We start from the raw sequence: 22,392 nt of genomic DNA, 5'->3' as shown, positions 1-22,392 counted from the left end.
AGCTGGCAGACAGCCGCTCTTTCCTGACAGATCCGCTTTTTCTCAGATAATAATGCAGACCATCCCCCCGTTGATGTCATTCACCACTTTCTGCATGGTATCCTGCAGTTTGGCCTGGCTGTCGTCGCCGATCATGGCGATCCTGCTCTGCATGCCGTCCATGACCAGCTCCTCGATGGTCTTCCCGAAAATATTTGTCTCCCAGATCCCCCCTTCCGTCTCCCTCCTGTCTTTAATATAGCGGATCAGGTCTTCCGCCTGCTGCTCGCTGCCCACGATGGGGGCAATCTCCGTCTCAATATTGGCCTTTATAAGGTGGATCGTGGGGGCGTGGGACCGGATCTTCACTCCGAATTTATTTCCCTGGCGTATGATCTCCGGCTCATCCAGAGTGATCTCCTCCCGCCCCGGTTTCACCACCCCGTAACCTTTCATCCTGACGCTGTCGAAGGCCCCTCTGACGCACTCGTACTCGTTTTTCATGGCGGAGAGTTTTTTCAGTTCACAGATCAGTCCATACTGTCCATTGATCCGGGCTCCGGTCATCTCGCTGAGCATCTCATAGTAGAATGCCTCCCCAATGTCCATGCGTATCTTCACATATCCTGTGTCCATCTCGATCTTTTCCAGCCGCATTTCCTCTATGTAGGGGCTCTCCGGCGTCTCGATCCCATGCGCTGCATCCCGGATCTGGTGTATCTGCTCCAGAAGATCCCTGACACAGGCTGTCAAGTCCTGCCGTATCTTGTGGTCCGTCGGCAGCATCTCAGCCCACCTAGGGATAAAGAACTGTATCTCCGACACAGGAAACTCAAAGAGCACTGCCTCCATGATCCGGTGGATATCCTCCTCTTTCAGCTGCTCGCAGTTCACCGGAAGAGCCTGCACCTTATAAGTCTCCTGGATATGCTGAGCAACCCGCTTCGCCTCCTCCCCCGCCGGACGGCGGCTGTTCACCAGCACCACAAAGGGCTTCCCGATCCCCTGCAACTCCCGGATAGTCCGCCCTTCCGCCTCCTCGTAACTGCTCCGCGGGATCTCGCCGATGCTGCCGTCAGTGGTCACCACAATGCCTATGGTAGAGTGCTCATGGATAACCTTCTCCGTCCCCACAGCTGCCGCCTTTGTAAAGGGGATCTCATAGTCAAACCAGGGCGTCTTCACCTTTCTCTCCTGTCCTTCCTCCTCGTGGCCGGACGCCCCCTCCACCATGTAGCCCACACAGTCGATGAGCCGGATCTTCACCGACACATCCTCTGTCAGATCGACCTGCGCCGCCTCTTTGGGAACAAACTTGGGCTCTGTGGTCATGATGGTCCGGCCGGAAGCGGACTGGGGAAGCTCATCCACGGTCCTGGCTTTTACATTTTCGTCCTCCAGATGGGGAAGGACCAGCACATCCATAAACCTCTTGATGAAGGTAGATTTTCCGGTCCGCACCGGGCCCACGACTCCTATGTATATCTCTCCTTTTGTCCTGACCTGTATGTCCTTGTATAACTCATAATGATCCATATATCCTGCCCCTTCCACATGTGCTGTTAGAATATATGCAGGTGCTGTCCTTTTTAGAATTTTCATTCAATAGATTTCATCTATGGGTTCTGTGCATATTAAGTATTTGATTGACCGTGTCTGTTTTGTTAAAATAAAGACATACAAAAGTTTTTATCAAAAGGAGCGATGAATTATGGAAAGACACCAGATCACCGGGCATACAGAACTGATCGGACTGATGGCGTATCCGATCCGCCATTCCCAGTCGCCTGCCACCCACAATGCCGCCTACGAAAAGCTGGGCCTGGACATTGTCAACCTTGCATTTGAGGTGGATGCAGACGACCTGGAGGACGCCATCAAAGGGCTGAGAGCTCTGAAACTGCGCGGTTCCAATATCTCCATGCCAAATAAGACCATTGTCCACAAATATCTGGATGAGGTATCTCCCGCCGCCAAACTCTGCGGGGCGGTCAACACCATCGTAAACAAAGACGGCTATCTGATCGGCCACAACACGGACGGCATTGGCTATGTGCAGTCCCTGAAAGACAACGGGATCGATCCCACCGGAAAGAAAGTCACGATCGTGGGATCCGGCGGAGCAGCCACAGCCGTGCAGATCCAGTCCGCCCTGGACGGCGTGGCCGAGATGTCTATCTTTGCAAGGGATGATAAGTTTAAAGACAACGCCATTGAAACTGTGAAAAAGATCAATGAGAACACAAACTGTAAAGCAGTCTTCTATCCTCTGGAGGATCTGGACCGCTTAAAAGAAGAGATGGCTTCCAGCTACCTGTTTACTAATGCCACCGGCGTGGGCATGAAACCTCTGGAGGGCATCACCTATATACCGGACGCCTCCTTCTTCCGCCCGGACCTGATCGTGACCGATGTTGTGTACTCTCCCCACGAGACAGCCATGCTGAAGATGGCAAGAAAAGCCGGCTGCAAGACCATGAACGGCCAGGGCATGATGCTCTTCCAGGCTATCGCAGCCATTGAGCTGATGCTGGGACAGCGAGTGGACAGCGAGTACATGAAAGAAAAGCTGGGCATCTCCTATGTCTACACAGATGATGACGAAGACTGATCAGGAGGAGAAAAGATCATGAATACAGTAAAAGTAAGAAATCTGGAACTGGGAGGCGGCATCCCGGCTGTGTGCATCCCCAATGTGGGTAAGACAAAGGAGGAGATCCTCACACTCACAGAGCAGTACAAGTCCATGCCCATGGATCTGATGGAATGGCGGGTGGACTGGTTTGAGGGCGTGGAGGACACCCAGGCCGTATTGGATGTGCTGTCCGGCATCAGAGAAAAGCTGGGAGACACTCCTCTCCTCTTCACCTTCCGCACAAAAAAGGAGGGCGGCGTCCACGATATGGACACTGCAGCGTACATTGCCCTGAACAAGGCAGTGGCAGCCACAAAGCTGGCGGACCTGATCGATGTTGAGATCTTCACAGGAGACGAGATCGTCTCTGAACTGATCCGCGCCATCCACGCATCCGGCACAAAGGTGGTTGCTTCCAACCACGACTTTGACCGGACGCCTGCCAAGTCCGACATCGTTTACCGGCTGCGCAAGATGCAGGATATGGGAGCGGACATCCCCAAGATCGCCGTCATGCCAAGAAGCAAAAGGGATGTGCTGACTCTCCTGTCCGCCACGGAGGAGATGGCCTCCGACTATGCGGACCGCCCCATCATCACCATGTCCATGGCAGGCCTTGGCAGCATCAGCCGTCTCTCCTGCGAGGTTTTCGGCTCCTGCCTCACCTTTGGCTCCGGTTCCATGGCCTCCGCCCCGGGGCAGATTGGCGCGCAGGAACTTAAAGAGGTCCTGACTTCCGTACACAATGCGCTGGGCAACTAGATCCCAGGCATAAAACATATAAGTATATAAGTACAGGGCAGGAACCGGACTTTCTCTTTTCGTCCGGCTCCTGCCCTGCCTTTCTTCTCACACTTTTCTATCGTTTCCTGTCAGGGGACTTAATGTCTCTCCTCGCTCCATTTCAGGAAATTTCCAGTCTGTGCGTCGATCTCAAATTCATATTCTTTCTGGTCGTAGATGACATCTCCCTCATAGATGTAGTAACCGTCATCGTACTCCAGCTCCATACGGATATCGGCGTCCGTTGCCCCGGGCACTCTCTCCAGTGCTGCAGCCCTGGCATCTGCCTCGCTGACTGCCACATCCGCCGCTGCTGTCCCGCTGTTTGTGCTGGGCGTATCATCGGTTCCGCTGTTTGTACCAGCTGTATCATCTGTTTTGCCGGCTGTATTGTTCTGCGCTGCCGTACCGTTTGTCTCCACATCCGCGCTCAGTATCTCACCGTTGGCACCGTTGATGTCATAGCTGTACTCCTTTTCGTCCACGCTGAACTGCACGTCATACTGAAGCATCCCATCATCCCTGTCTTTTTCCACCTTCAGTCTGGATGTATCGGACTCGCTCACGCCCGCATCCTCGAAGGCAATCCTCTTGGCCTCGTCCTGTCCTATATCCTGTCCCGAGGAGCCGCACCCTGTCACGATGCCTGCTGCCAGTGCCACTGCCAATACTGCTGTTGTCAATCTCTTATATCTTTTCATCTTATTTTTCCTCTCCCGGCCTTTTGTCTGCCGGTCCTTTCCTGCTTATTTTTTATAGTTGTGTTCCTTTGTTGTATTTACTATAACCAGAAAAGATTAAAACAACATTAAAATGAAACAGATTTTTTCAGGATTTTTATAAGGCTTCTGCTCCCTTTCTTCTTTTTACAGAGGAAATCTGCAAGTAAACGTGCTCCCTCTTCCCTTCTCGCTCTCCACGGCCACCTCACCGCCGTGCTCCCCGGCGATCCATTTTACAATGGAGAGGCCAAGCCCGGAGTGGCCGGCGTCGCTGCGGGAGGCGTCCGCGCGGTAGAACCGGTCCCAGATGCGGGGAAGGTCCTTCTCCTCCATGCCCTGCCCGTCATCTGCCACGGAGAGGACCGCCGCCTTCTCCTCCCGGTGCAGGGACACCTTTGTGGTGCCCCCCTCCCGCCCGTAGGAGATGGAGTTGGAGATAAGGTTCACGAGAAGCCGGATAAAAAAGCTCTCGTCCGCCTCCATCACGATCCCCGGCTCAATGTCCGTCACAATGGAGATGTGCTTCTCATCTGCCAGCAGCTGCTGTTCTTCCGCCGTCATCAGGGTCAGCTCGCTGATATCCAGAGGCTCCTTCTGGAGCACCTGGCGCCCCTGGTCCGCCCGGGACAGAAGAAGGAGCTGGGAGATCATGGCAGACATGTCCCCGGCCTTTTTCCGGATGGCCTCCAGCTGTTCTCTCTGCGGCTCAGACAGGGAAGGGTCTGACAGCAGCTCCTCGCTCTGGAGCAGGATCACTGCAGCCGGCGTGCGCAGCTCGTGGGACACGTCGGAGGTGAACTGCCTCTCCCTGGCAAACGCCTCCTCCAGCTCTGAGAGCAGATGGTCAAAGGTGTCCGCCAGATGGTAGATCTCGTCCCTTCCGCCGGGCAGGTCCACTCTCCTGGACAGGTCCGCCTCCTCCCGTATCTCCTTCACAGTATCCGTGATACGCCGCACGGGCAGGAGGGCCCTCCTGACAAAGAAATAGGACAGGAGGACCAGCACCACCGCCAGGCCGGGCAGGAGGATGAGGGCAAACCGCAACGTCACGGTAAAGCTGTTCTCCGCTCTTGTGACCGAGGTGATACCCCGGATATAGACAGGGCCGTACCCCTCTATATCCTGGCTCATATCAAATACATAGAAGGTTTCCTGTCCCTCCCGGACCGTGCGCAGGGTGTCATGCTCAAAATCCGGCTGGCTGCCAAAGCCGGTGGGGATCCGCCCGTACAGGAACGTGCCGTCCACACCGTACACAGACAGATAGACCCCATTCTCCATGTTGTAAAAATCAGAGTCCACCTCCAGATATCCGCCCTCTGCTTCCAACTCCTCCACACTGCCCTGCACCTGCTCCCGCAGATCTGACTGGACAGAGGAGAGGACCTCCTGGTTGCTGAGGGAAAACAGGATTGCAAGAGCCGCCACGATAAGGAGGATCATAAATCCTCCGTACAGGCACGTCAGTTTCAGTTTGATCGACCATCTCTTCATCACTCTGCCCTCAGTACATAGCCGGCTCCCCGGACTGTGTGTATCAGTTTCTTCTCATGTCCCTCGTCTATCTTCCTGCGCAGATACCGGATATACACATCAATCACGTTGGACCCTCCTGCGAAATCATAGTTCCATATATGCTGCTCCAGCTTATCCCGGGAGAGGACGATGCCCTGGTTCTGCATCATATACCGCAGCAGCGTGTACTCTTTCCCGGACAGGCTGATCTCTCTCCCCGCCCGGGTCACCTTGTGGGTGTCCGTGCACAGGGTCAGATCCCCCACCGTCAGGCAATTCCCCTCTCCGCTCTGATCCGGTTTTCGCAGCATGACCCGTATCCGGGCCAGCAGTTCCTCCACCGCAAAGGGCTTTACAAGGTAGTCGTTGGCGCCCGCGTCCAGCCCTGCCACCCGGTCCTCAATGCTGTCCCTGGCAGTCAAAAGGAGCACAGGCAGGGACTTGTCCCTGGCCCGGATCTTCCGGAGCACGGTCAGCCCGTCCATGACCGGCATCATAATGTCCAGCACCACCGCGTCATACTCCGCCCCTGCCAGGTAGTCCAGGGCCTCCTGCCCGTCAAAGCAGGCGTCCACGCTGTAGTGCTCCGCTGTCAGCCTGGAAACCAGTATCTTGTTTAAACTTTTCTCATCCTCCGCTATCAAAATGCGCATGTCCTTCCCTCCATCCGCTGTCATATTTCTCTTTTCTCTTAACCTTACATGACAAAAGAGGATCCGTCAAGCAGACAGATCCTCACTAAATGTGTCAGCCGGACGGCTCTCTCAGCGGACGTTTTACTCCACTCCCATGTAGAGGTCCACAAGCTCATCTCCCGCCTGTTTTCTTATATTTTCATACACCGGCTGGCATGCCTCCTGCATTTCCTCCCAGGTCTGCTGGTCGATCTCCACGATCTCCATGCCCTCTGCCGCCAGCTCTTCTTCCCGCTGCTCTCTTCTCTCGTCCGCGGATTCCCGGGCCTTCTCCTGGGCGATAGCAGCTGCCTCCCGGACGATCTGCTGCTGTTCCTTGTCCAGGTCCCGGAAAAAGTCGTCGCTGACAATGAGGGTGATATAGTCGGGGACCGCGTTGGTCTGTACCAGCACTTCCTGCTGCTCATAGAGCTTGGCGCTGACAATGAGTTCATAGGCGTTTTCCTGGGCGTCGATGGTGCCCTGCTGCAGGCCGATGTAGACCTCGCTGAAAGTCATGGGCGTGGGGCTGGCGCCCACCGCGTTCCAGAACTGGATGTGATAGGTGTTCTCCATGGTCCGTATCTTCTGTCCTTTAAAGCTCTCCATGCCTGTGAAGGGCTCGCTGCTGGTCATGACGCGGAAACACTGGTCCGCCATGCCCAGGATCTGGTAGCCGGCGTCCTCGTAGATCCCCTGTATGACAGAAAAAAATTCCGGATCATCGATGGCCGCCCTGGCTTCCTCTATGTCGTCGAACACGCAGGGCGTGTCAAAGACGCACAGCTCCGGCATAAAGCTCACCTGAGGCGCCGGGGACTGGACCACAAAGGGGATATCCCCGTCCTTGCAGCTCTCCATCAGCTCTCTGTCCCCTCCCAGCGTGCTCTGGGGGTACACCTGGATCTCCATCTCTCCTCCGCTCAGGCGCTCCACTTCCTCCGCAAAGGTCTGCGCAAATACATGGGTGATGGTGTCCTCTGTGCTGCAGGTGGCCAGGGGCCAGGCGTAGGTCTGCTTCCCGGACGTATCTATTTTTCTGTCAGACACAGAAGAGCCGTAGACTATGACGCCCGCGCTGACAGCCGTAAGGAGGACAACTGTCACTGCACTCCATATCTTCTTCATCTTCTTCATCCTCCTTTTCTAGAGCAGCGCAAGGCTGATCTGGGGTATAAATGTGATCAGGATCAGTGCGATCAGGAAATAGCCGATCATGGGAAGGGCCCGTTTCGCGATCTGCACCACCGGAATATCTGTGAGGGAGCTTGCCACAAACAGGTTGACGCCGATAGGCGGGGTCACAAAGCCGATGGCAAGGTTCACCACCATCATGACTCCGAAATGGATGGAGTCCACTCCCACTCCGTTCATGATGGGCAGGAGGATGGGAGTCAGTATCAGGATAGCCGGTGTGGTGTCCATGACCATTCCCACAAACAGCAGGAAGATATTGACCACGATCAGGATCAGCACTTTATTTCCCGCAAAGCTGTCCAGTATCCACGTGCTGATGGTCTGAGGCACCTGCATCAGGGTCAGCACCCTGGAAAAAGCGATGGACGCTGCCAGGATGAAGAGGATGGGCGCATAGGTCTTCACCGCCTCGGAAAAGACTGCGTACAGCTCTCTCCACTGCAGTGACCTGTACACAAACAGGCTGATGATCAGGGAGTAGAACACGGAGATGACCGCCGCCTCCGTGGGGGACGCCACGCCGGAGTAGATGCATCCCAGGATGATCACCGGCGAGAGGACAGCAAAAAAGCTGCTCCTGAACACCCTCCACAGGCCTTTTTCCCGGAGTTTCCCTATCTCCTCGTTGATCTTCTCCTTGTCCTCCCCGTTCTTCCTGCAGTAGTACACCGCATAGACCATGAGAAGGACACCGATCAGGATGCCGGGGATGATGCCCGCAATAAAGATATCGCTGACAGACACGCCCGAGGCCATACCGAACATGATAAAGGGAATGCTTGGCGGTATGATGACTCCCAGGCTCCCCGCCACAGCCACAAGAGCTGTGCAGAACTTTTTGTCATAGCCCAGATGGACAAGAAGGGGGATGGTCATGCTCCCCACGGCTGCCACCGTGGCAATGCCGGACCCGGAGATGGCTCCGTAAAAGAGACAGGTCACCACTGCCGCGCAGGGCAGTCCCGCTGTCCGCTTTCCTATAAAATAGGCAAACAGGTCAAAGAGCCTCTTGGAAATGCCTCCCCGCGCCATGATAATGCCCGACAGGATGAACATGGGGACCGCAAGGAGCGGAAAACTGTCCAGTCCGCCGAACATAGACCGGATCACGTAGCTGGCGCTGGCTGTAAAGGAAGAGTCAAAAACTCCCGGCAGCACAGAAACGATGCCCAGAGACACCGAAATCGGTATGGCTATGAGCAGGCAGACAAAAAATAAGATCATAACAACTGCTGATGACATCTACTCCTCCTCCTTTCCATCTCTTACTCCAAGGATGATCTGCAGCCGGTACAGCCATTTCTGGATGAGCCGGATCACGCAGAGGACAAAACTGATCACGGTAAAAGACTGGATGATGTACATGGGGATACCGCAGGCAGGGCTGCGCTGCCCGCTCTCCATGCCCGCCGCGACATATTTCCAGGCAAAGGGGATCAGGTACGCAAAAAATACAAGCTGTACAGAGTAGCTGATGAGCCGGAAAATATGCACGCCCTTTCCCGGCAGCATGCCCACCAGCTGGTCGATCTTCACCGACGCGCCTTTTTTGATGCAGAAGCTGGCACTGATAAACCCGGAAACGATAAAGAGAAATCTTGTGATCTCTTCAGACCAGGAAAGCGATGAGCCCAGCACATACCTTGCCGCCACCTGCACGCCCATGACCAGCGTCATGGCGCACAGCATGATGAGGAGAAGGGCTTCCTCCAGATACTGGTCCAGCCATCTGAGTACTTTCATGTTGAAACCTCCCTATTTTATAGCTTTTCACAGCATTATCTATTCTTTTTATCTATGATTTGTATATAAAATGACCCGCTAGTCAGGATACATTCTATGATTATTGTGTCCATTCTAGCGGGTCACTTTTCACTCAGCCTTACTGTACTGTTTATGCACAGTATATACTATTTCGTCAGAGCGCTCTTACCAAAGATCTTCTTATACTGAGATACAAGGTAGAGCATCATCAGGATGGCAATGACTGCTGCTGCAAGGAGAAGTCCCATCATAGTGTATACAGCTGCAGCCTCTCCGATAGAGGTGGTCATGGCTGATACAATGTAGGGCAGGAAGCAGCTTGCAAGTCCCATCCATGTATAGTAGATACCAGTGTTTCTTCCCTTCGGGCCGGGGCACATCTCCTGACGGATTCCAAGACCTGTCTGGAGTGCTCCGCCTGCTGCGAAGAAGCCAAGCAGGGCGATGGCCACATAGATCACAGCCACGTTGCTCACAAGGAGAACAATGGCGAGGGCCACTGCCGTAAAGATGGAGTCGATCAGGACTACCTTCAGCGGATTCCACTGCAGTTTACCCATCATAACTGCCCAGAATACAACGGCAATAACTGATCCTACTGTGTAGATCGATGTCATGCCCGCCGCCTGCGCCTCAGTCAGACCGCAGTTGCTCATACCGAAGGCCTTTGTGTACTGCTGCGCGCCGTACATGATGAACATACATACAAATCCGTAGAACATGGTAAAGAAGTTTACCAGTCCGCTTGGTTTTACAAGCATTCTTGCCCTTGCAGCCTCGATCTCAGCCTGTGCCGCATTCTCTGTCTTGCCGTCTGCTGTCTGTACGGTCTCTTTCATCTGATCGTCATAGGCAAAGGGTGCGATCACTGCCAGCACAACCGCAACAATGGACATAACAAGCGGAATCCAGATGTTGATGTGCCAGTTTCCTGCTGCTGAGAACTGCACAGCCAACAGCGGATAAATGATGCCGGACAGAGACACGAAGAATTTGATACCGATCAGAGCACTTCCTGCGTATCTCGGTTTTACAGACTCCTGAGCTGCCGGATACAGGGATGCATCCCAGAAACCGGACGTAGCTGCTCCTGAGAGGAATGCACATACACATGCGATGGGGAAGCTTGCCGTGAACAGAAGTCCCGCAAAGCAGATGATATAGAGCACGCCGCCCGCAACTGCCATCTTTTTACGGCCAATGCGGTCTGAGAATTCTCCGCCCAGCCATACAGTCAGCATTTTACCGAAACCTGTCGCTGTGATCGCCAGGGACACGGCCGCCGCACCTTCCACTGCGTCCGTGTACCCCCACTGGGTGTAGAAGTTTACCTGGTTCTGTGACAGGATGATCGCCTGGATACCATGGGTAAAGTACGCCATGTATACCATTGCCAGTGATAAGATATACTTTTTCGCCTTCACTTCTCTTACTCCTTTTCTCGTTCAAACTGTATTATTTTGCCTGCTCTGCCTGGAACTTGTTGTACTCGTCCAGAGGCATTTTCTTTCCTACAAAGAGCTCGTAGTTGACAACGCCCTGCTGCTGGAGCATGCCCACGCCGCCGATGGCCTTGCATCCTGCCTCTTCAGCCTCCAGGATCATCTTTGTCTTCTCCGGATTGTAGACTGTGTCAGCTACTACAAGGTCCTTGCGGAAAAGGGACTTGTCGATGAGCGTCACGTCATCGTAGGGCTTCATGCCCATGATGGTGGCATTGATCACGATGTCGCAGTCTTTTACAGCCTCTGCCAGCTTCTCCTTGTCGTCCAGGTCATCTACTGTGACAAGGCAGTCCGGGCATTTCTGCGCCAGTTTCTCTTTTGTTCCCTCTGCTCTTGCATAGAACTCGTCTTTGATATTAAAGATGTGCACCTCTTTTGCTCCGTCCAGGGCAAATTGCACCTGGATGGCTGTGGCAGCGCCGCCTGCTCCCAGGATCACTGCCTTTTTGCCCTTCACGTCAAAACCGTTGAGAGCCAGGTTGTTCACAAAGCCAATACCGTCTGTGATATGTCCTGTGATAACACCGTCATCATTGACAAAGGTGTTGCAGGCACCGATGATCTCTGCCGCCGGTGACAGCTTGTCCACCAGCTCTGCAGCAATGTTCTTGCAGGGCATGGTGAAGTTTCCGCCCCGCATTTTGAAAAGGCGGATGGCCTCAAATACTTTCGGCATCTGCTCCACCGTCACGTCGAACGCCAGGTACGCGTAGTCCAGTCCGTCGTGCTGGAAGCTGAAGTTGTACATGGCCGGGGAACCAGAATGTCCCACCGGGCTTCCAAATAATGCCATCAGTCCTGTATGTCCAGAAATTCTTTTTTCCATGATCTTTTCCTCCTCAATCATTCTTGCACTGTGCCTCTGCCCTGCTCCGCTTAGATCTGGATCGCGGCTGCGTAGGCTTCTTTTGTGGCGTCCAGAGCTCTTCTTGCCCTTGTGGCGTCACCGATCACATAGACTTCCTGTCCAAGCTCTTCCAGCTGCTCGGCAAAAGGATTGTAGTTTCTGAATCCCATGGAAAGGACAACAGAGTCAAATCCTCTCACTTCATGCATGGTTCCGTCCGGGGACTCATATGCCACGCCGTCCTCATAGAACTTGCATACCTTTGCGTTTGTGATCTGTTTGATATCATAGTTCTTAAAGTCTTCCATAAGGAATACTCTGTGCTCGTGGATCACGTCAGCGCCCACTGTGTCGCGGAACTCGATGACTGTCACATCATGCTCCTGCTCTCCTAAGAAGGCAGCTGTCTCGCAGCCCACCATACCGCCGCCTACGACAAGGACTTTCTTGCCGGCAGCTCTCTTGCCGTCCAGCAGGTCGGAGCCGTGGATGATAGCCGGGTTGTCGATGCCCTCGATAGGAAGGATCAGTGTGCGGGAACCAGTTGACACGATCACTGCATCCGGTTTCTCTGCTTTCACAAAGTCCAGATCAACGGTTGTGTTTTTGTGGATCTTCACGCCTGCCTTCTCACATCTTACGATGTAGCTGCGGATCATGTTTGTGATGTCACCTTTTCCGGGCGGGTAAGCAGCCAGACGCATATTTCCGCCCAGTCTGTCTGTGCTCTCGTACAGAGACACATCATGTCCTCTCTCCGCTGCGATAAAAGCTGCGCACATGCCGGCCACACCGCCGCCGATGACCATGACTTTCTTGGATTTCTCAGCCTTTTTCAGGCCCTCTGCCTCATGGCCCAGGAAGGGGTTTACAAGACAGCAGATCGGCTCGCCTTTGTACATGTTTGCCACACATCCCTGGAGACATGCGATACAGGGGAACATATCCTCCAGCTTATCGTTCATGGCCTTCTCAGGCATGCGGGGATCTGCCAGTGACTGGCGTCCGAAAGCCACCAGGTCCGCACGTCCTTCTCTTACCATCAGCTCTGCGAAATAGGGCTCTGTGTAGCGTCCCACTGTGATGACCGGGATGGACACAGCCTTTTTGATCTCTGTCACAAGGTCAGCGGAAAATCCTCCATGTACAGCTGTTGGAGCCCACATATACTCGTCTTTGATATGCACGGCACGGGATACATGAAGTCCCTCCACGCCGCAGTCTTCCAGATATGCTGCGATGGCTGCGCTGTCGTGTACGTCATCTCCGCCTTCCACTTCGTCGGAGCTGTTGATGCGGGCCAGGATGGCAACTTTGCCGCCCACTCTTCTCTTTACTTCCTCCACGATCAGACGCGGGAAGCGCATCCTGTTCTCAAAGTTTCCGCCAAATTCATCGGTACGCTTGTTGGTTCTCGGGGAAATGAAAGAATTCACAAGGTAGCCGTGAGCCATATGGATCTCCACCGCGTCGGCTCCGCCCTTCATGGCGCGCTCAGCGGCATCGCCGTAGCCTTTTACCAGCTCATATACTGTCTCTGTCGGCACCTCCACCGGTGTGTCCTTTCCATATACAGAAGGGATGGCAGAAGCTGCCACGATCGGTGCGCCTGCGTTCACCGCATTTCCCTCCGGGCCTGCGTTCTGCAGCTGGATGGAGACCTTTGCCCCCTCAGCGTGACAGGCATCTGTGATCTTCTTCAGGCTCTCAATGCTGTTGTCGTCATAGAGGCAGGGCTTTCTCGGTCCGCCTTTTGCGTTGTTATGTACCACTGTCGCCTCAATAGTGATCAGTCCGAACTGTCCTTTGGCCCTCTCTGCGTAGTAGGCAACAGACTGGTCACTCCATGTTCCGTCTGTGTTGGCAAAGTTATTGCCCATGGGCGGGACAACAAAGCGGTTTTTTACTGTCATAGGTCCAACCTGGATCGGGGAGAACATTGTCCTAAATTTCATACTTTTTTTCCTCACTCTCAACTATTCATATTTTTACTTTGCGGTCGCTCCGACAGGTTCTTGTCATTCCTGTCTTATTTTTAACATTCTCTGGCTGCGCACATCGGACTTATCTCTCCGATCATACGTAACCTCGAAATCGTGCCGCGCAAGTCAAAAAGATAAGTCCGAATGTCTGCGTTACTGTTTCCTTTTATTCTTCTTAGTCCTCAACCATTTCCGGCCATGCTTCTTTTAACACTTTTTCTGTGTTTTCATATGTATAAGCAGCAGCTTCTTTCAGTCCTCTTGAAAGGATCTCATCAGAGATGACTTCCACACCGATAACCTTCGGGTCAACTCCGGCATCCTTGATCATCTTCACGAAACCAGCTGTGTCTTTCGCGCCTGTTCCGGGAGCGAGACGGTCATGCATGGACTCATCTCTCAGGATGGATTTTGCATACGGTCTGTCATAGGCATCGTTGATCTGGATGGAGATGACTTTCTTCGCCATCTCCTCTGTCAGGATGTCGTATGGCTGATCTGCTCTTACCCAGTGCCATGTATCCAGGATCATGTATGCGTTCTCAGCGCCGGAGGCTTTCACTACATCCCATGCTTTTTTCAGATCCGGGATTCCGCTGTAGGGCATTGGCTCTACGCCGATGATCCGCTTGCCGGCTCTGTGGCAGAGCTCTTTTAATTTCTGTGCTGTGTGCTCAACAGAGTAGTTTTCCATCAGTCCGCAGTTGATGTGGTTCACGCCGAACAGGTCGCACATGTGGAAGCACATCTGCTCTTTGTATTTCTGCTCGTAGGAACGGTTGTCCTCTGCCCACTGCACAATATACTCAACCTCTGTCACCTTCATGCCGTGCTTGTCAAGGATTGCCAGGATGTCCTCATCATAGAGTCCCTCATTCAGCGCATCCACGTATGTCTCTGCGCGAAGGCCGATACCCTCGTATCCTGCTTCTTTTGCAGCGATCACACGATCCTCAAATTTGCACTGGTCGCCTAATGTCCATGAGCTGACTGTGATTGGATTTTTCTTTGACATAGTTTTTTCTCCTTCCGTTGTTAAAATTGAACACTTCTCTTACTTTTTCTTCGTTCAATCTTGTGATATTTACTATGCCTTTATTATATTCTATTGTTAAAATAAAAACAAATTCATAATATAGCACGAATTCATAGAAACTATTTATGGTTTGTGATAAAATATATCCAATATATACACAGGAGGAACCTCGATGAACCTATATCATTTACGGTATTTTGTGACACTTGCTCATCTGGAGCACTACACAAGGGCAGCGGAGCTGCTGTCTATCACACAGCCCAGCCTCAGCCACGCCATCTCGTCTCTGGAAAGCGAGCTTGGGGTAAAGCTGTTCGAAAAGGAGGGGCGCAATGTCGTCCTGACCAAGTGCGGGCAGGCCTTTCTCGAGGATGTGGAGCAGTCTCTGAGCATTCTGGACTCCAGTGTAAACAAGCTGCAGATGACAGGCAGCGGCGAGGGGCAGATCGACATCGCCGTCCTGCGCACTCTGAGCACACAGCTCGTCCCCGGCCTGGTGCGGGACTATATTAAGGAGCATCCCAAGCAGAACATTGATTTCCGCTTTCACAACTCCACCGGACTTACACCGGACATGATCGAGGGGCTGAAGAACCGGAAGTACGATATTGCCTTCTGCTCCAAAATGGAAAATGAGCCGGCTATTGAATTCATTCCCGTGTCCAAGCAGGAACTGGTACTGATCGTCCCCAACGGTCATCCGCTGTGCACCCGGGACGAGATCGACCTGGCTGACACGCTGCCCTATCCCCATATCGGTTTTTCCCGGCGAAGCGGTCTGCGCCCTATCATTGACAAGCTGTTCAAGGAGTGCAAAGGCCAGCCCCAGTATACCTACGAGGTGGAGGAGGACCAGGCTGTGGCAGGTCTTGTGTCCGCCGGCTTCGGCATCGCTGTGGTGCCCCACATGGCTCTCCTTGCCTACATGCCGGTGCAGATCATCCGCATCGTCAATCCCACCTGGGAGCGGATGTTCTACATGTGCACTCTGAAGGACGTGTACCAGGCGCCCGCCATCAACGACTTCAAAGAATTTGTAAAACGCCACGCAACTGTTTATTAGGGGACGTAATCCTTTTAAAAAGTATTACGTCCGAAATCACTTTAACTGGTGTGTAATTGTGCAAACCCACAACTATCTTTTTACACATTTCCCATAAAAAGTGATGATTTATCTATCAAAAAAAGCGAGAGCCTCTTCCGTAAAACACGGGAGAAACTCTCGCTTTTTCTTTATGATCCGTCAAACGAAACCAAACACTGCATTGGTTCATCTGACACAATTACACACCAGTTGGTTTAAATCCGGACGTAACACTTTTAAAGAATATTACGTCCCCATCTAACTCCAGGGTTTTGCGTTGTGCTCTGCCTTGCCTTTGCGCATCATCAGATCGTACACGGCTTCTTTTGCATCCTTATCTTCAAAGAGGATGGCATTGACCTGCTCGATAATGGGAAGGTCCACACCGTATTTCTTTCCGAGGGCTACAGCGGCCTTTGTGGAGTAAACGCCCTCCACCACCATCTTCACCTCATCCATGGCCTCCTGCATGGTCTTGCCCTGCCCCATCAGGTAGCCGGCCTTGCGGTTCCGGCTGTGGACACTGGCGCAGGTCACGATCAGGTCACCGATGCCGGTAAGTCCCATAAAACTCTCCAGGGCTCCGCCCATCTTGACACCCAGGCGTGCGATCTCGTGGATCCCCCTTGTGATGAGGGCTGCCTTTGTGTTGTCCCCGTATCCAAGGCCGTCGGCCATACCTGCTGCCAGGGCGATGACATTTTTCAGGGAACCGCCCAGCTCAATGCCCAGGATATCCGGGCTTGTATAGACGCGGAACACCTCGTTCATAAACATCTCCTGGAGGTACTCTGCGGTCTCCTTTGTCTTTGCGCCCACAACCACACTTGTGGGGATCTGCCGTCCCACTTCCTCCGCATGGCTGGGTCCGGACAGGACAGCCACATTGGCCTGAGGAATCTCCTCCTCGATCTGCTCGGAGAGGGTCATCAGCGTGGACTCCTCAATCCCCTTTGCCACATTCACAAGAATCTGCCCCTCTTTTACATAGGGACACATGTTTCTGGCTGTGCTTCTCGTAAAAGTAGAAGGCACTGCCAGGACGACAAAATCCTTGTCCGTCACAGTCTTCTCCATGTCTGTGGTAAACTCCATATCCTCCGGGATCTTCACCCCAGGCAGCTTGCTCTTGTGCTCCCTCTCCCTGGAGAGCATCTCCACTTCCTCCTCATTGATGGACCAGACGATCACCTCATGCCCATTCTTGTGGAGAAGAAGCGACAGGGCTGTCCCCCAGCTTCCGGCTCCCATAATCCCAACTTTTGCCATAATCTTCCTCCTTCCCGGCCCGCCTGCATATCCTGACGGGGCAGGGCCGCATACTCTGTTTATAAAGACGGTTCACTGGACCGTTCTATTCGCTCGCTATTATTTGCTCCTGCCCACACTCAGCTTGTTCTCTGTGCCGTTCATCAGGCGTCCGATGTTGGCTTTGTGCTTGTAAAATGCTGAGACAACCACAAGCGCCGCCAGCACGTACATTTCCGTCAGATGACTGCCGTCCACATGGAAACCTCCCATCTGCCCGTACACGACCACGCAGATAAAATATGTAACCACAACCACGAGGGACCCCACGGATACATACTTGGTGGCTGCCACGCTGATGAGAAATACAGCCAGGCAGATCAGCATGATCCAGATATTCCATGTAGTGATGATAATGCCGGCAGTAACCGCAATGCCCTTTCCGCCCTTAAACTTCATATAAAACGGATAATTGTGCCCCAGGATAGCTCCCAGGCCTGCATACTGGGAGAGGACCGGCATGATATCGCCGTGCGCTCCTCCGAAGATCAGTCGCACGACAAGAACAGCGAACACGCATTTGAGGCAGTCTCCAAGGAGAGTAATGACACCCGCCTTCCAGCCCATCGTGCGCAGAGCGTTGGTCGTTCCCGCATTTCCGCTCCCCTTTGTGCGGATGTCAATATGCTGCGTCTTTCCGTACAGATATCCTGTCTGGATCAGCCCGAAAGCATATCCGATGGCCAGACAAATAACTCGTTCTAACATGATTACTGCTCCTTCTCCTTCCGCTGGCGGATAAAGAATTTAAGAGACGTCCCCTTAAATCCAAAGGCCTCCCGGATTTTATTTTCCAGATACCTGGTATATGAAAAATGCATCAGCTCTTTATCATTGACAAAAATGACAAAGCTGGGCGGCTTCACCGCCACCTGAGTGATATAGAAAAGCTTCAGTCTCTTTCCCTTGTCTGAAGGCGGCTGCTGCATGGCCACAGCCTCCATCATGATCTCATTGAGAACGCCCGTGGCCACCCGGAGGTTCTGGTTCTGGATCACCATATCGATCTTCTCAAACAGCTTGTGAAGTCTCTGGCCGCTCTTGGCGGACACATACATGATCTCTGCGTAGGGCATGAAAGAGAGAACCTGGCGCACCTTGTTCTCGTACTCCCGCATGGTCTTGTCGTTTTTCTCGATGGCATCCCACTTGTTCACCACAATAATGATGCCCTTTCCTCTCTCGTGGGCAATGCCTGCGATCTTGGCATCCTGCTCTGTGACTCCTTCTGTGGCGTCAATGACGACCAGCACCACATCCGCCCTCTCCACAGCTGTCACTGTACGGATGATACTGTACCGCTCCAGCTCCTCCTTGATCTTGTTCTTCCGTCGAAGGCCCGCTGTGTCGATAAACACATACTCTTTTCCGTCATGGACCACCTCTGTGTCAATGGCATCCCGGGTGGTTCCGGCAATATCGGACACGATCACTCTCTGCTCGCCCAGAAGCTTATTGATAATGGAAGACTTGCCTACATTGGGCTTGCCTACAATGGCCACCCTGGGCCGCTCGTCCTCCTCCTCTTCCCCTGCGTGTTCCGGGAAATGAGCGATCAGGGCATCCAGCATATCTCCCAGTCCAAGCCTGGAAGATGCAGAAATCGGAATGGGATCCCCGATCCCCAGATTATAGAACTCATAGACATCTGCCATGAACTTATCAAAATTGTCTACTTTATTTACTACAAGAAGCACCGGCTTGCCGGACCGCCGCAGCATATCCGCCACCTTGGCATCCGCGTCCTGAAGTCCCTGGCGCACATCCGTCAGGAAAAGAATGACATCCGCTGTATCTATGGCAATCTGCGCCTGCTCCCGCATCTGGGAGAGGATCACATCTTTGCTCTCCGGCTCGATCCCTCCGGTGTCGATCAGCGTAAATTCACGGTCCAGCCATGACACCTCCGCATAGATGCGGTCCCTTGTCACGCCCGGCGTGTCTTTTACGATGGAGATCTTCTCACCGGCCAGCACATTAAATAAAGTGGATTTTCCCACGTTTGGCCGCCCCACGACGGCTACTACTGGTTTGCTCATATTGCTCTCCTTCTCAAATTACTGACATTTTATCTCTCGCCCGGCCTCTGACTGACCGGATCTTTTTATCTAAGTTTCAGCACAGCATCAATAAAATCCTGCCCGCTTGATTTTACAATATCTATTTCTGATTGTAAAGCATCTTTCAGCTCTGTGAGGGTCACATCGTCCAGGAAAACTTCCTCCTGGCTGCGAAACATATTGCAGGGGAGAAGAAGCGCCTTCCCCAGATCTTTCCCGGCCAGCTGCTCTTTCAGATCCTGCCCTGTGATCAGGCCGGCCACTGTGATCCTCTCGCCGAAATAGCGGTTCTCGATCTGGTACGTGTGGATCACTGTCCCGGGATACCGGCTCTTCAGCTTCTCCGCCATACTGCATATAAGCGGATAGGCCAGTTTCCCCGTGGCCACAGACACCTCCCGCGAAAGGTCATCCCCTGGGAGTCCGTCAAAAGCCTCCTGGAACTCATTTTCCAGAAGCCGCATCATCCCCACGCCGTTCTCCAGCTGCAGATACCCGTCGTACCGCTCCTGTGGCGGCATCTCCTCCCCGGCCAGCAGGTACCACTCATCTCCGGCATGGATGAAATGGATCCCCCACTTTTCGTACAGCTCATCCTGCCAGCGGTGGACCACTTCCAGCACCTTTCGGGCATCCTCCGGGGTGAAGGGCTCCAGCGGATACAGGCCATCCCTGTATTTCGTCAGCCCCACCGGTACCACGGACACACTCTGCAGGCAGGGAAGATACCCGGACAGATCCCGGATGGTCCTCTCCAGCTCCTCACCGTCGTTGATCCCCCGGCACAGAACGATCTGTCCGTTCATCTCAATCCCCGCCTCGTACAGCCTGTCCACCTTCTTCAGCGCCTCACCGGCAAATCGGTTGTGGAGCATCTGGCAGCGCAGCTCCGGGTTGGTAGTATGGAAAGAAATATTGATAGGCTCCAGGTGATACCGGATGATCCTGTCAATGTCATGGTCGCTCATATTGGTCAGTGTCACATAGTTTCCCTGCAGAAAGGAGAGTCTTGAGTCGTCGTCTTTGAAGTAGAGCGTGTCCCGCATCCCCTTCGGCATCTGGTCGATAAAACAGAAAATACATTTATTTCTGCAGGAGCGGTACTCATCCATGAGGCCCTGCTCAAACTCAATCCCCAGGTCCTCCTCATAGTCCTTCTCAATCTCCAGCTCCCACTCTTCCCCGTCCGGCTTCTCTATAGTAAGCACAAGCTGCTCGTCATTGACGTAAAAATGATAATCAAAGACATCCTCTACCTCCTGGTCGTTGATGGCCAGAAGAATGTCCCCCTTCTCTATGCCCAGCTCCTCTGCAATGCTGCCGGGCTCTATGCTCTTGATGATATGTCTGTGTGCCATATAAAATACCTCTGCTGTTTCTTATCTAATAAAGTATAACATATTTTGACCGATTAGTTGACCATTTTACCATAAAAGTGCTATAAATAATAGAGGAAAAACATATATGACTGGAGGAACCTATGTCAGATTTAAAAGTACTGGAACGTGCCCTGCCCGTGGCTCCCTTAAAGATCGCAGCTCTTGAGAGCTGTACAGAGCTGGGGAAAAAGGTAAATGACTATATCGTGCAATTTCGGAAGGACACATCAGAGGAGACACTCAGCTCTCCCGTCTATTCTTCCTATCAGATGGACAACTATCTGATCGAGTGCCACTGTCCCCGCTTTGGAAGCGGCGAGGCAAAGGGTACGATCAAAGAGACTGTCCGGGGCAAGGATCTCTTTGTAATGGTAGATGTGTGCAACTACAGCCTGACCTACTCGGTGAACGGCCACGTAAACCACATGTCCCCGGACGACCACTACCAGGACCTGAAGCGCATCATCTCCGCGGCAAACGGAAAAGCCCACAGGGTCAATGTGCTGATGCCTTTCTTATACGAAAGCCGCCAGCACAAGCGCACAAAGCGTGAGTCCCTGGACTGCGCCCTGGCGCTGGAAGAGCTGGTGGAAATGGGTGTGTCCAACATTATGACCTTTGACGCCCACGACCCCAGAGTGCAGAACGCCATCCCGCTCATAGGCTTTGACAACTTTAACCCGCCCTACCAGTTTATGAAAGCGCTGCTCAGGGCTGAGCCTGACCTGGTGCTGGACAAGGAGCACCTGATGATCGTCAGCCCGGACGAGGGAGCCATGCACAGAGCCGTGTATTTCTCCAATGTGCTGGGCGTGGAGATGGGCATGTTCTACAAACGCCGTGACTACTCCACCATCGTGAACGGCAAAAACCCCATTGTGGCCCATGAATTCCTGGGGGCTGATGTCAAAGGCAAGGATCTGATCGTTGTAGATGACATGATCTCCTCCGGAGAGAGCATGCTGGATGTGGCAAAACAGTTGAAAGACAGAGGAGCTGCCCGCGTCTTTGTGTGCACCACCTTCGGGCTTTTCACCAACGGCATGGAGATCTTTGACGACTATTACAACAAGGGCTACATCGATCACCTGATCACCACCAACCTCACCTATCTGCCGCCCGAGACACTGAATAAGCCTTACTTCACTGTGGCAGATATGAGTAAGTTCATCGCGCTGATCATCGACTCACTGAACCACGACATCTCCATTGGAGCTGTCCTTGATCCGACAAAGAGAATTCACGCGCTGGTAGAAAAACACAAAAAAGAACTGGCTGCAAGAAAGTAGCAGCAAAACTGACAGCAAAAAACTCCCGAACTGGGGACATCTCATTTTGTCCACAGTTCCGGGAGTTTTCTTCTTGGGAAAAATCTCTCTTAAACATGCTGCCCTGCCTGCGCCAGCTTCTCTCTCAGCGCCTCGTAGGCCCTGTCAAAGTCAGCTGTTTCTCTGCCTCTGTCTCTTGCGATCTCATGCCTTTCCCCGCTTTTGTCCGTGAGAAATAAAGCCTTCTCCTCGCCTTTTCCCAGTCCTACTTCCACCTTTGCCATGTCGCTGAGGCGGTAGACAAACACATCTGCCCGGAAGGAGAGTACGTACTCTCTTGCCACAAGCAGGCGGAAGGCAGGTACCTCCACCACATCCGGGGCGATCAGCTGATTAAAAAAGGCAGCCTTGTCCTCGATCCCTGAAAGTTTTGCGCGCAGCGCTCTCTGGCTCCTCACATTCAGCACAGCCAGCACGACCCCTGCCGCCGCCAGCACAGCGCCGATGACCGGACTGTTGAGGGCAGCAATGAGCGCCACCGCCAGCAGGCTGATCCAGACGATCATCCCTGTGCGCAGGCTCTTTGCCCTCTCCTCTATAAAATCATAATACTTCTGCTCTCCCGCAGTCTGTATTGCCATCACGTAAGCCTCC

20 protein-coding genes are annotated in these 22,392 nt (G+C 53.1%); 4 read left to right on the top strand and 16 right to left on the bottom strand.

Annotated features, from left to right (window positions below):
• Positions 1 to 42: 42 nt before the first annotated feature.
• Positions 43 to 1,515 (bottom strand): stage IV sporulation protein A, encoded by a 1,473-nt coding sequence (spoIVA, locus tag Q5911_RS04990; protein WP_303181426.1) that lies wholly within the window; start codon positions 1,513 to 1,515, stop codon positions 43 to 45.
• A gap of 175 nt (positions 1,516 to 1,690) precedes the next feature.
• Between spoIVA and Q5911_RS04985 the strand changes: the two genes are divergently transcribed.
• Positions 1,691 to 2,590 carry a shikimate dehydrogenase gene (locus Q5911_RS04985; protein ID WP_076777258.1) on the top strand — a complete coding sequence of 300 codons (900 nt, stop codon included), beginning with the start codon at positions 1,691 to 1,693 and terminating at the stop codon, positions 2,588 to 2,590.
• A gap of 18 nt (positions 2,591 to 2,608) precedes the next feature.
• Complete coding sequence (gene aroD / locus Q5911_RS04980; protein ID WP_076777257.1) at positions 2,609 to 3,376, top strand: type I 3-dehydroquinate dehydratase; 768 nt, start codon at positions 2,609 to 2,611, stop codon at positions 3,374 to 3,376.
• Between the two features lie 119 nt (positions 3,377 to 3,495).
• Here aroD and Q5911_RS04975 read toward each other — a convergent pair whose 3' ends face one another.
• From Q5911_RS04975 to Q5911_RS04930, 10 genes are all read right to left on the bottom strand, one after another.
• The gene (locus tag Q5911_RS04975; RefSeq protein ID WP_076777256.1) at positions 3,496 to 4,098 is read right to left on the bottom strand and encodes a PepSY domain-containing protein; all 603 of its coding nucleotides are present in this window, start codon (positions 4,096 to 4,098) and stop codon (positions 3,496 to 3,498) included.
• A gap of 165 nt (positions 4,099 to 4,263) precedes the next feature.
• Entirely contained in the window at positions 4,264 to 5,613 is a 1,350-nt protein-coding gene (locus Q5911_RS04970; RefSeq protein WP_303181424.1) for a sensor histidine kinase, read from the bottom strand.
• Positions 5,613 to 6,287, bottom strand: coding sequence for a response regulator transcription factor (locus Q5911_RS04965; protein ID WP_303181422.1), 675 nt, complete (start codon positions 6,285 to 6,287; stop codon positions 5,613 to 5,615). The genes Q5911_RS04970 and Q5911_RS04965 overlap by 1 nt, the downstream gene beginning before the upstream one ends.
• Positions 6,288 to 6,410: 123 nt before the next feature.
• Positions 6,411 to 7,436 carry a TRAP transporter substrate-binding protein gene (locus Q5911_RS04960; protein ID WP_087173200.1) on the bottom strand — a complete coding sequence of 342 codons (1,026 nt, stop codon included), beginning with the start codon at positions 7,434 to 7,436 and terminating at the stop codon, positions 6,411 to 6,413.
• Positions 7,437 to 7,454: 18 nt separating this feature from the next.
• Positions 7,455 to 8,747 (bottom strand): TRAP transporter large permease, encoded by a 1,293-nt coding sequence (locus tag Q5911_RS04955; RefSeq protein ID WP_303181419.1) that lies wholly within the window; start codon positions 8,745 to 8,747, stop codon positions 7,455 to 7,457.
• Positions 8,748 to 9,248, bottom strand: a complete 501-nt coding sequence (locus Q5911_RS04950; protein WP_076777252.1) for a TRAP transporter small permease — start codon at positions 9,246 to 9,248, stop codon at positions 8,748 to 8,750.
• Positions 9,249 to 9,415: 167 nt separating this feature from the next.
• Positions 9,416 to 10,693 carry an MFS transporter gene (locus Q5911_RS04945; RefSeq protein WP_076777251.1) on the bottom strand — a complete coding sequence of 426 codons (1,278 nt, stop codon included), beginning with the start codon at positions 10,691 to 10,693 and terminating at the stop codon, positions 9,416 to 9,418.
• Between the two features lie 31 nt (positions 10,694 to 10,724).
• Complete coding sequence (locus Q5911_RS04940; protein WP_226394155.1) at positions 10,725 to 11,600, bottom strand: shikimate dehydrogenase; 876 nt, start codon at positions 11,598 to 11,600, stop codon at positions 10,725 to 10,727.
• Between the two features lie 50 nt (positions 11,601 to 11,650).
• A complete protein-coding gene (locus Q5911_RS04935; RefSeq protein ID WP_303181418.1) occupies positions 11,651 to 13,576 on the bottom strand; it encodes an oxidoreductase in 1,926 nt (641 codons plus the stop codon).
• A 202-nt stretch (positions 13,577 to 13,778) separates the two neighbouring features.
• Positions 13,779 to 14,618 (bottom strand): sugar phosphate isomerase/epimerase family protein, encoded by an 840-nt coding sequence (locus tag Q5911_RS04930; RefSeq protein ID WP_076777249.1) that lies wholly within the window; start codon positions 14,616 to 14,618, stop codon positions 13,779 to 13,781.
• Between the two features lie 193 nt (positions 14,619 to 14,811).
• Between Q5911_RS04930 and Q5911_RS04925 the strand changes: the two genes are divergently transcribed.
• Complete coding sequence (locus Q5911_RS04925) at positions 14,812 to 15,702, top strand: LysR family transcriptional regulator (protein WP_303181416.1); 891 nt, start codon at positions 14,812 to 14,814, stop codon at positions 15,700 to 15,702.
• Positions 15,703 to 15,981: 279 nt separating this feature from the next.
• On the opposite strand, the gene Q5911_RS04920 is transcribed toward Q5911_RS04925, so the two are convergent.
• The 4 genes from Q5911_RS04920 to Q5911_RS04905 form a co-directional block, all read right to left on the bottom strand.
• A complete protein-coding gene (locus tag Q5911_RS04920; RefSeq protein ID WP_442913474.1) occupies positions 15,982 to 16,992 on the bottom strand; it encodes an NAD(P)H-dependent glycerol-3-phosphate dehydrogenase in 1,011 nt (336 codons plus the stop codon).
• 99 nt (positions 16,993 to 17,091) lie between these two features.
• Positions 17,092 to 17,739, bottom strand: a complete 648-nt coding sequence (gene plsY / locus Q5911_RS04915; RefSeq protein WP_076777246.1) for a glycerol-3-phosphate 1-O-acyltransferase PlsY — start codon at positions 17,737 to 17,739, stop codon at positions 17,092 to 17,094.
• Between the two features lie 2 nt (positions 17,740 to 17,741).
• The gene (der, locus tag Q5911_RS04910) at positions 17,742 to 19,070 is read right to left on the bottom strand and encodes a ribosome biogenesis GTPase Der (RefSeq protein WP_076777245.1); all 1,329 of its coding nucleotides are present in this window, start codon (positions 19,068 to 19,070) and stop codon (positions 17,742 to 17,744) included.
• 65 nt (positions 19,071 to 19,135) lie between these two features.
• Complete coding sequence (locus Q5911_RS04905; protein ID WP_303181413.1) at positions 19,136 to 20,449, bottom strand: DUF512 domain-containing protein; 1,314 nt, start codon at positions 20,447 to 20,449, stop codon at positions 19,136 to 19,138.
• 122 nt (positions 20,450 to 20,571) lie between these two features.
• Between Q5911_RS04905 and Q5911_RS04900 the strand changes: the two genes are divergently transcribed.
• Positions 20,572 to 21,759 (top strand): ribose-phosphate pyrophosphokinase, encoded by a 1,188-nt coding sequence (locus tag Q5911_RS04900; protein ID WP_303181411.1) that lies wholly within the window; start codon positions 20,572 to 20,574, stop codon positions 21,757 to 21,759.
• An 89-nt stretch (positions 21,760 to 21,848) separates the two neighbouring features.
• Here the strand turns inward: Q5911_RS04900 and Q5911_RS04895 are convergent, their stop codons facing one another.
• Positions 21,849 to 22,379, bottom strand: coding sequence for a hypothetical protein (locus Q5911_RS04895; RefSeq protein WP_303181409.1), 531 nt, complete (start codon positions 22,377 to 22,379; stop codon positions 21,849 to 21,851).
• Positions 22,380 to 22,392: the final 13 nt, after the last annotated feature.

It is taken from the genome of Lachnoclostridium phocaeense, from assembly GCF_959599685.1.
Classification (GTDB): Bacteria; Bacillota; Clostridia; order Lachnospirales; family Lachnospiraceae; genus Claveliimonas; species Claveliimonas monacensis.
The sequence above is the reverse complement of the archived record's forward strand: the minus strand, read 5'-3'. Positions and strand labels throughout refer to the sequence as shown.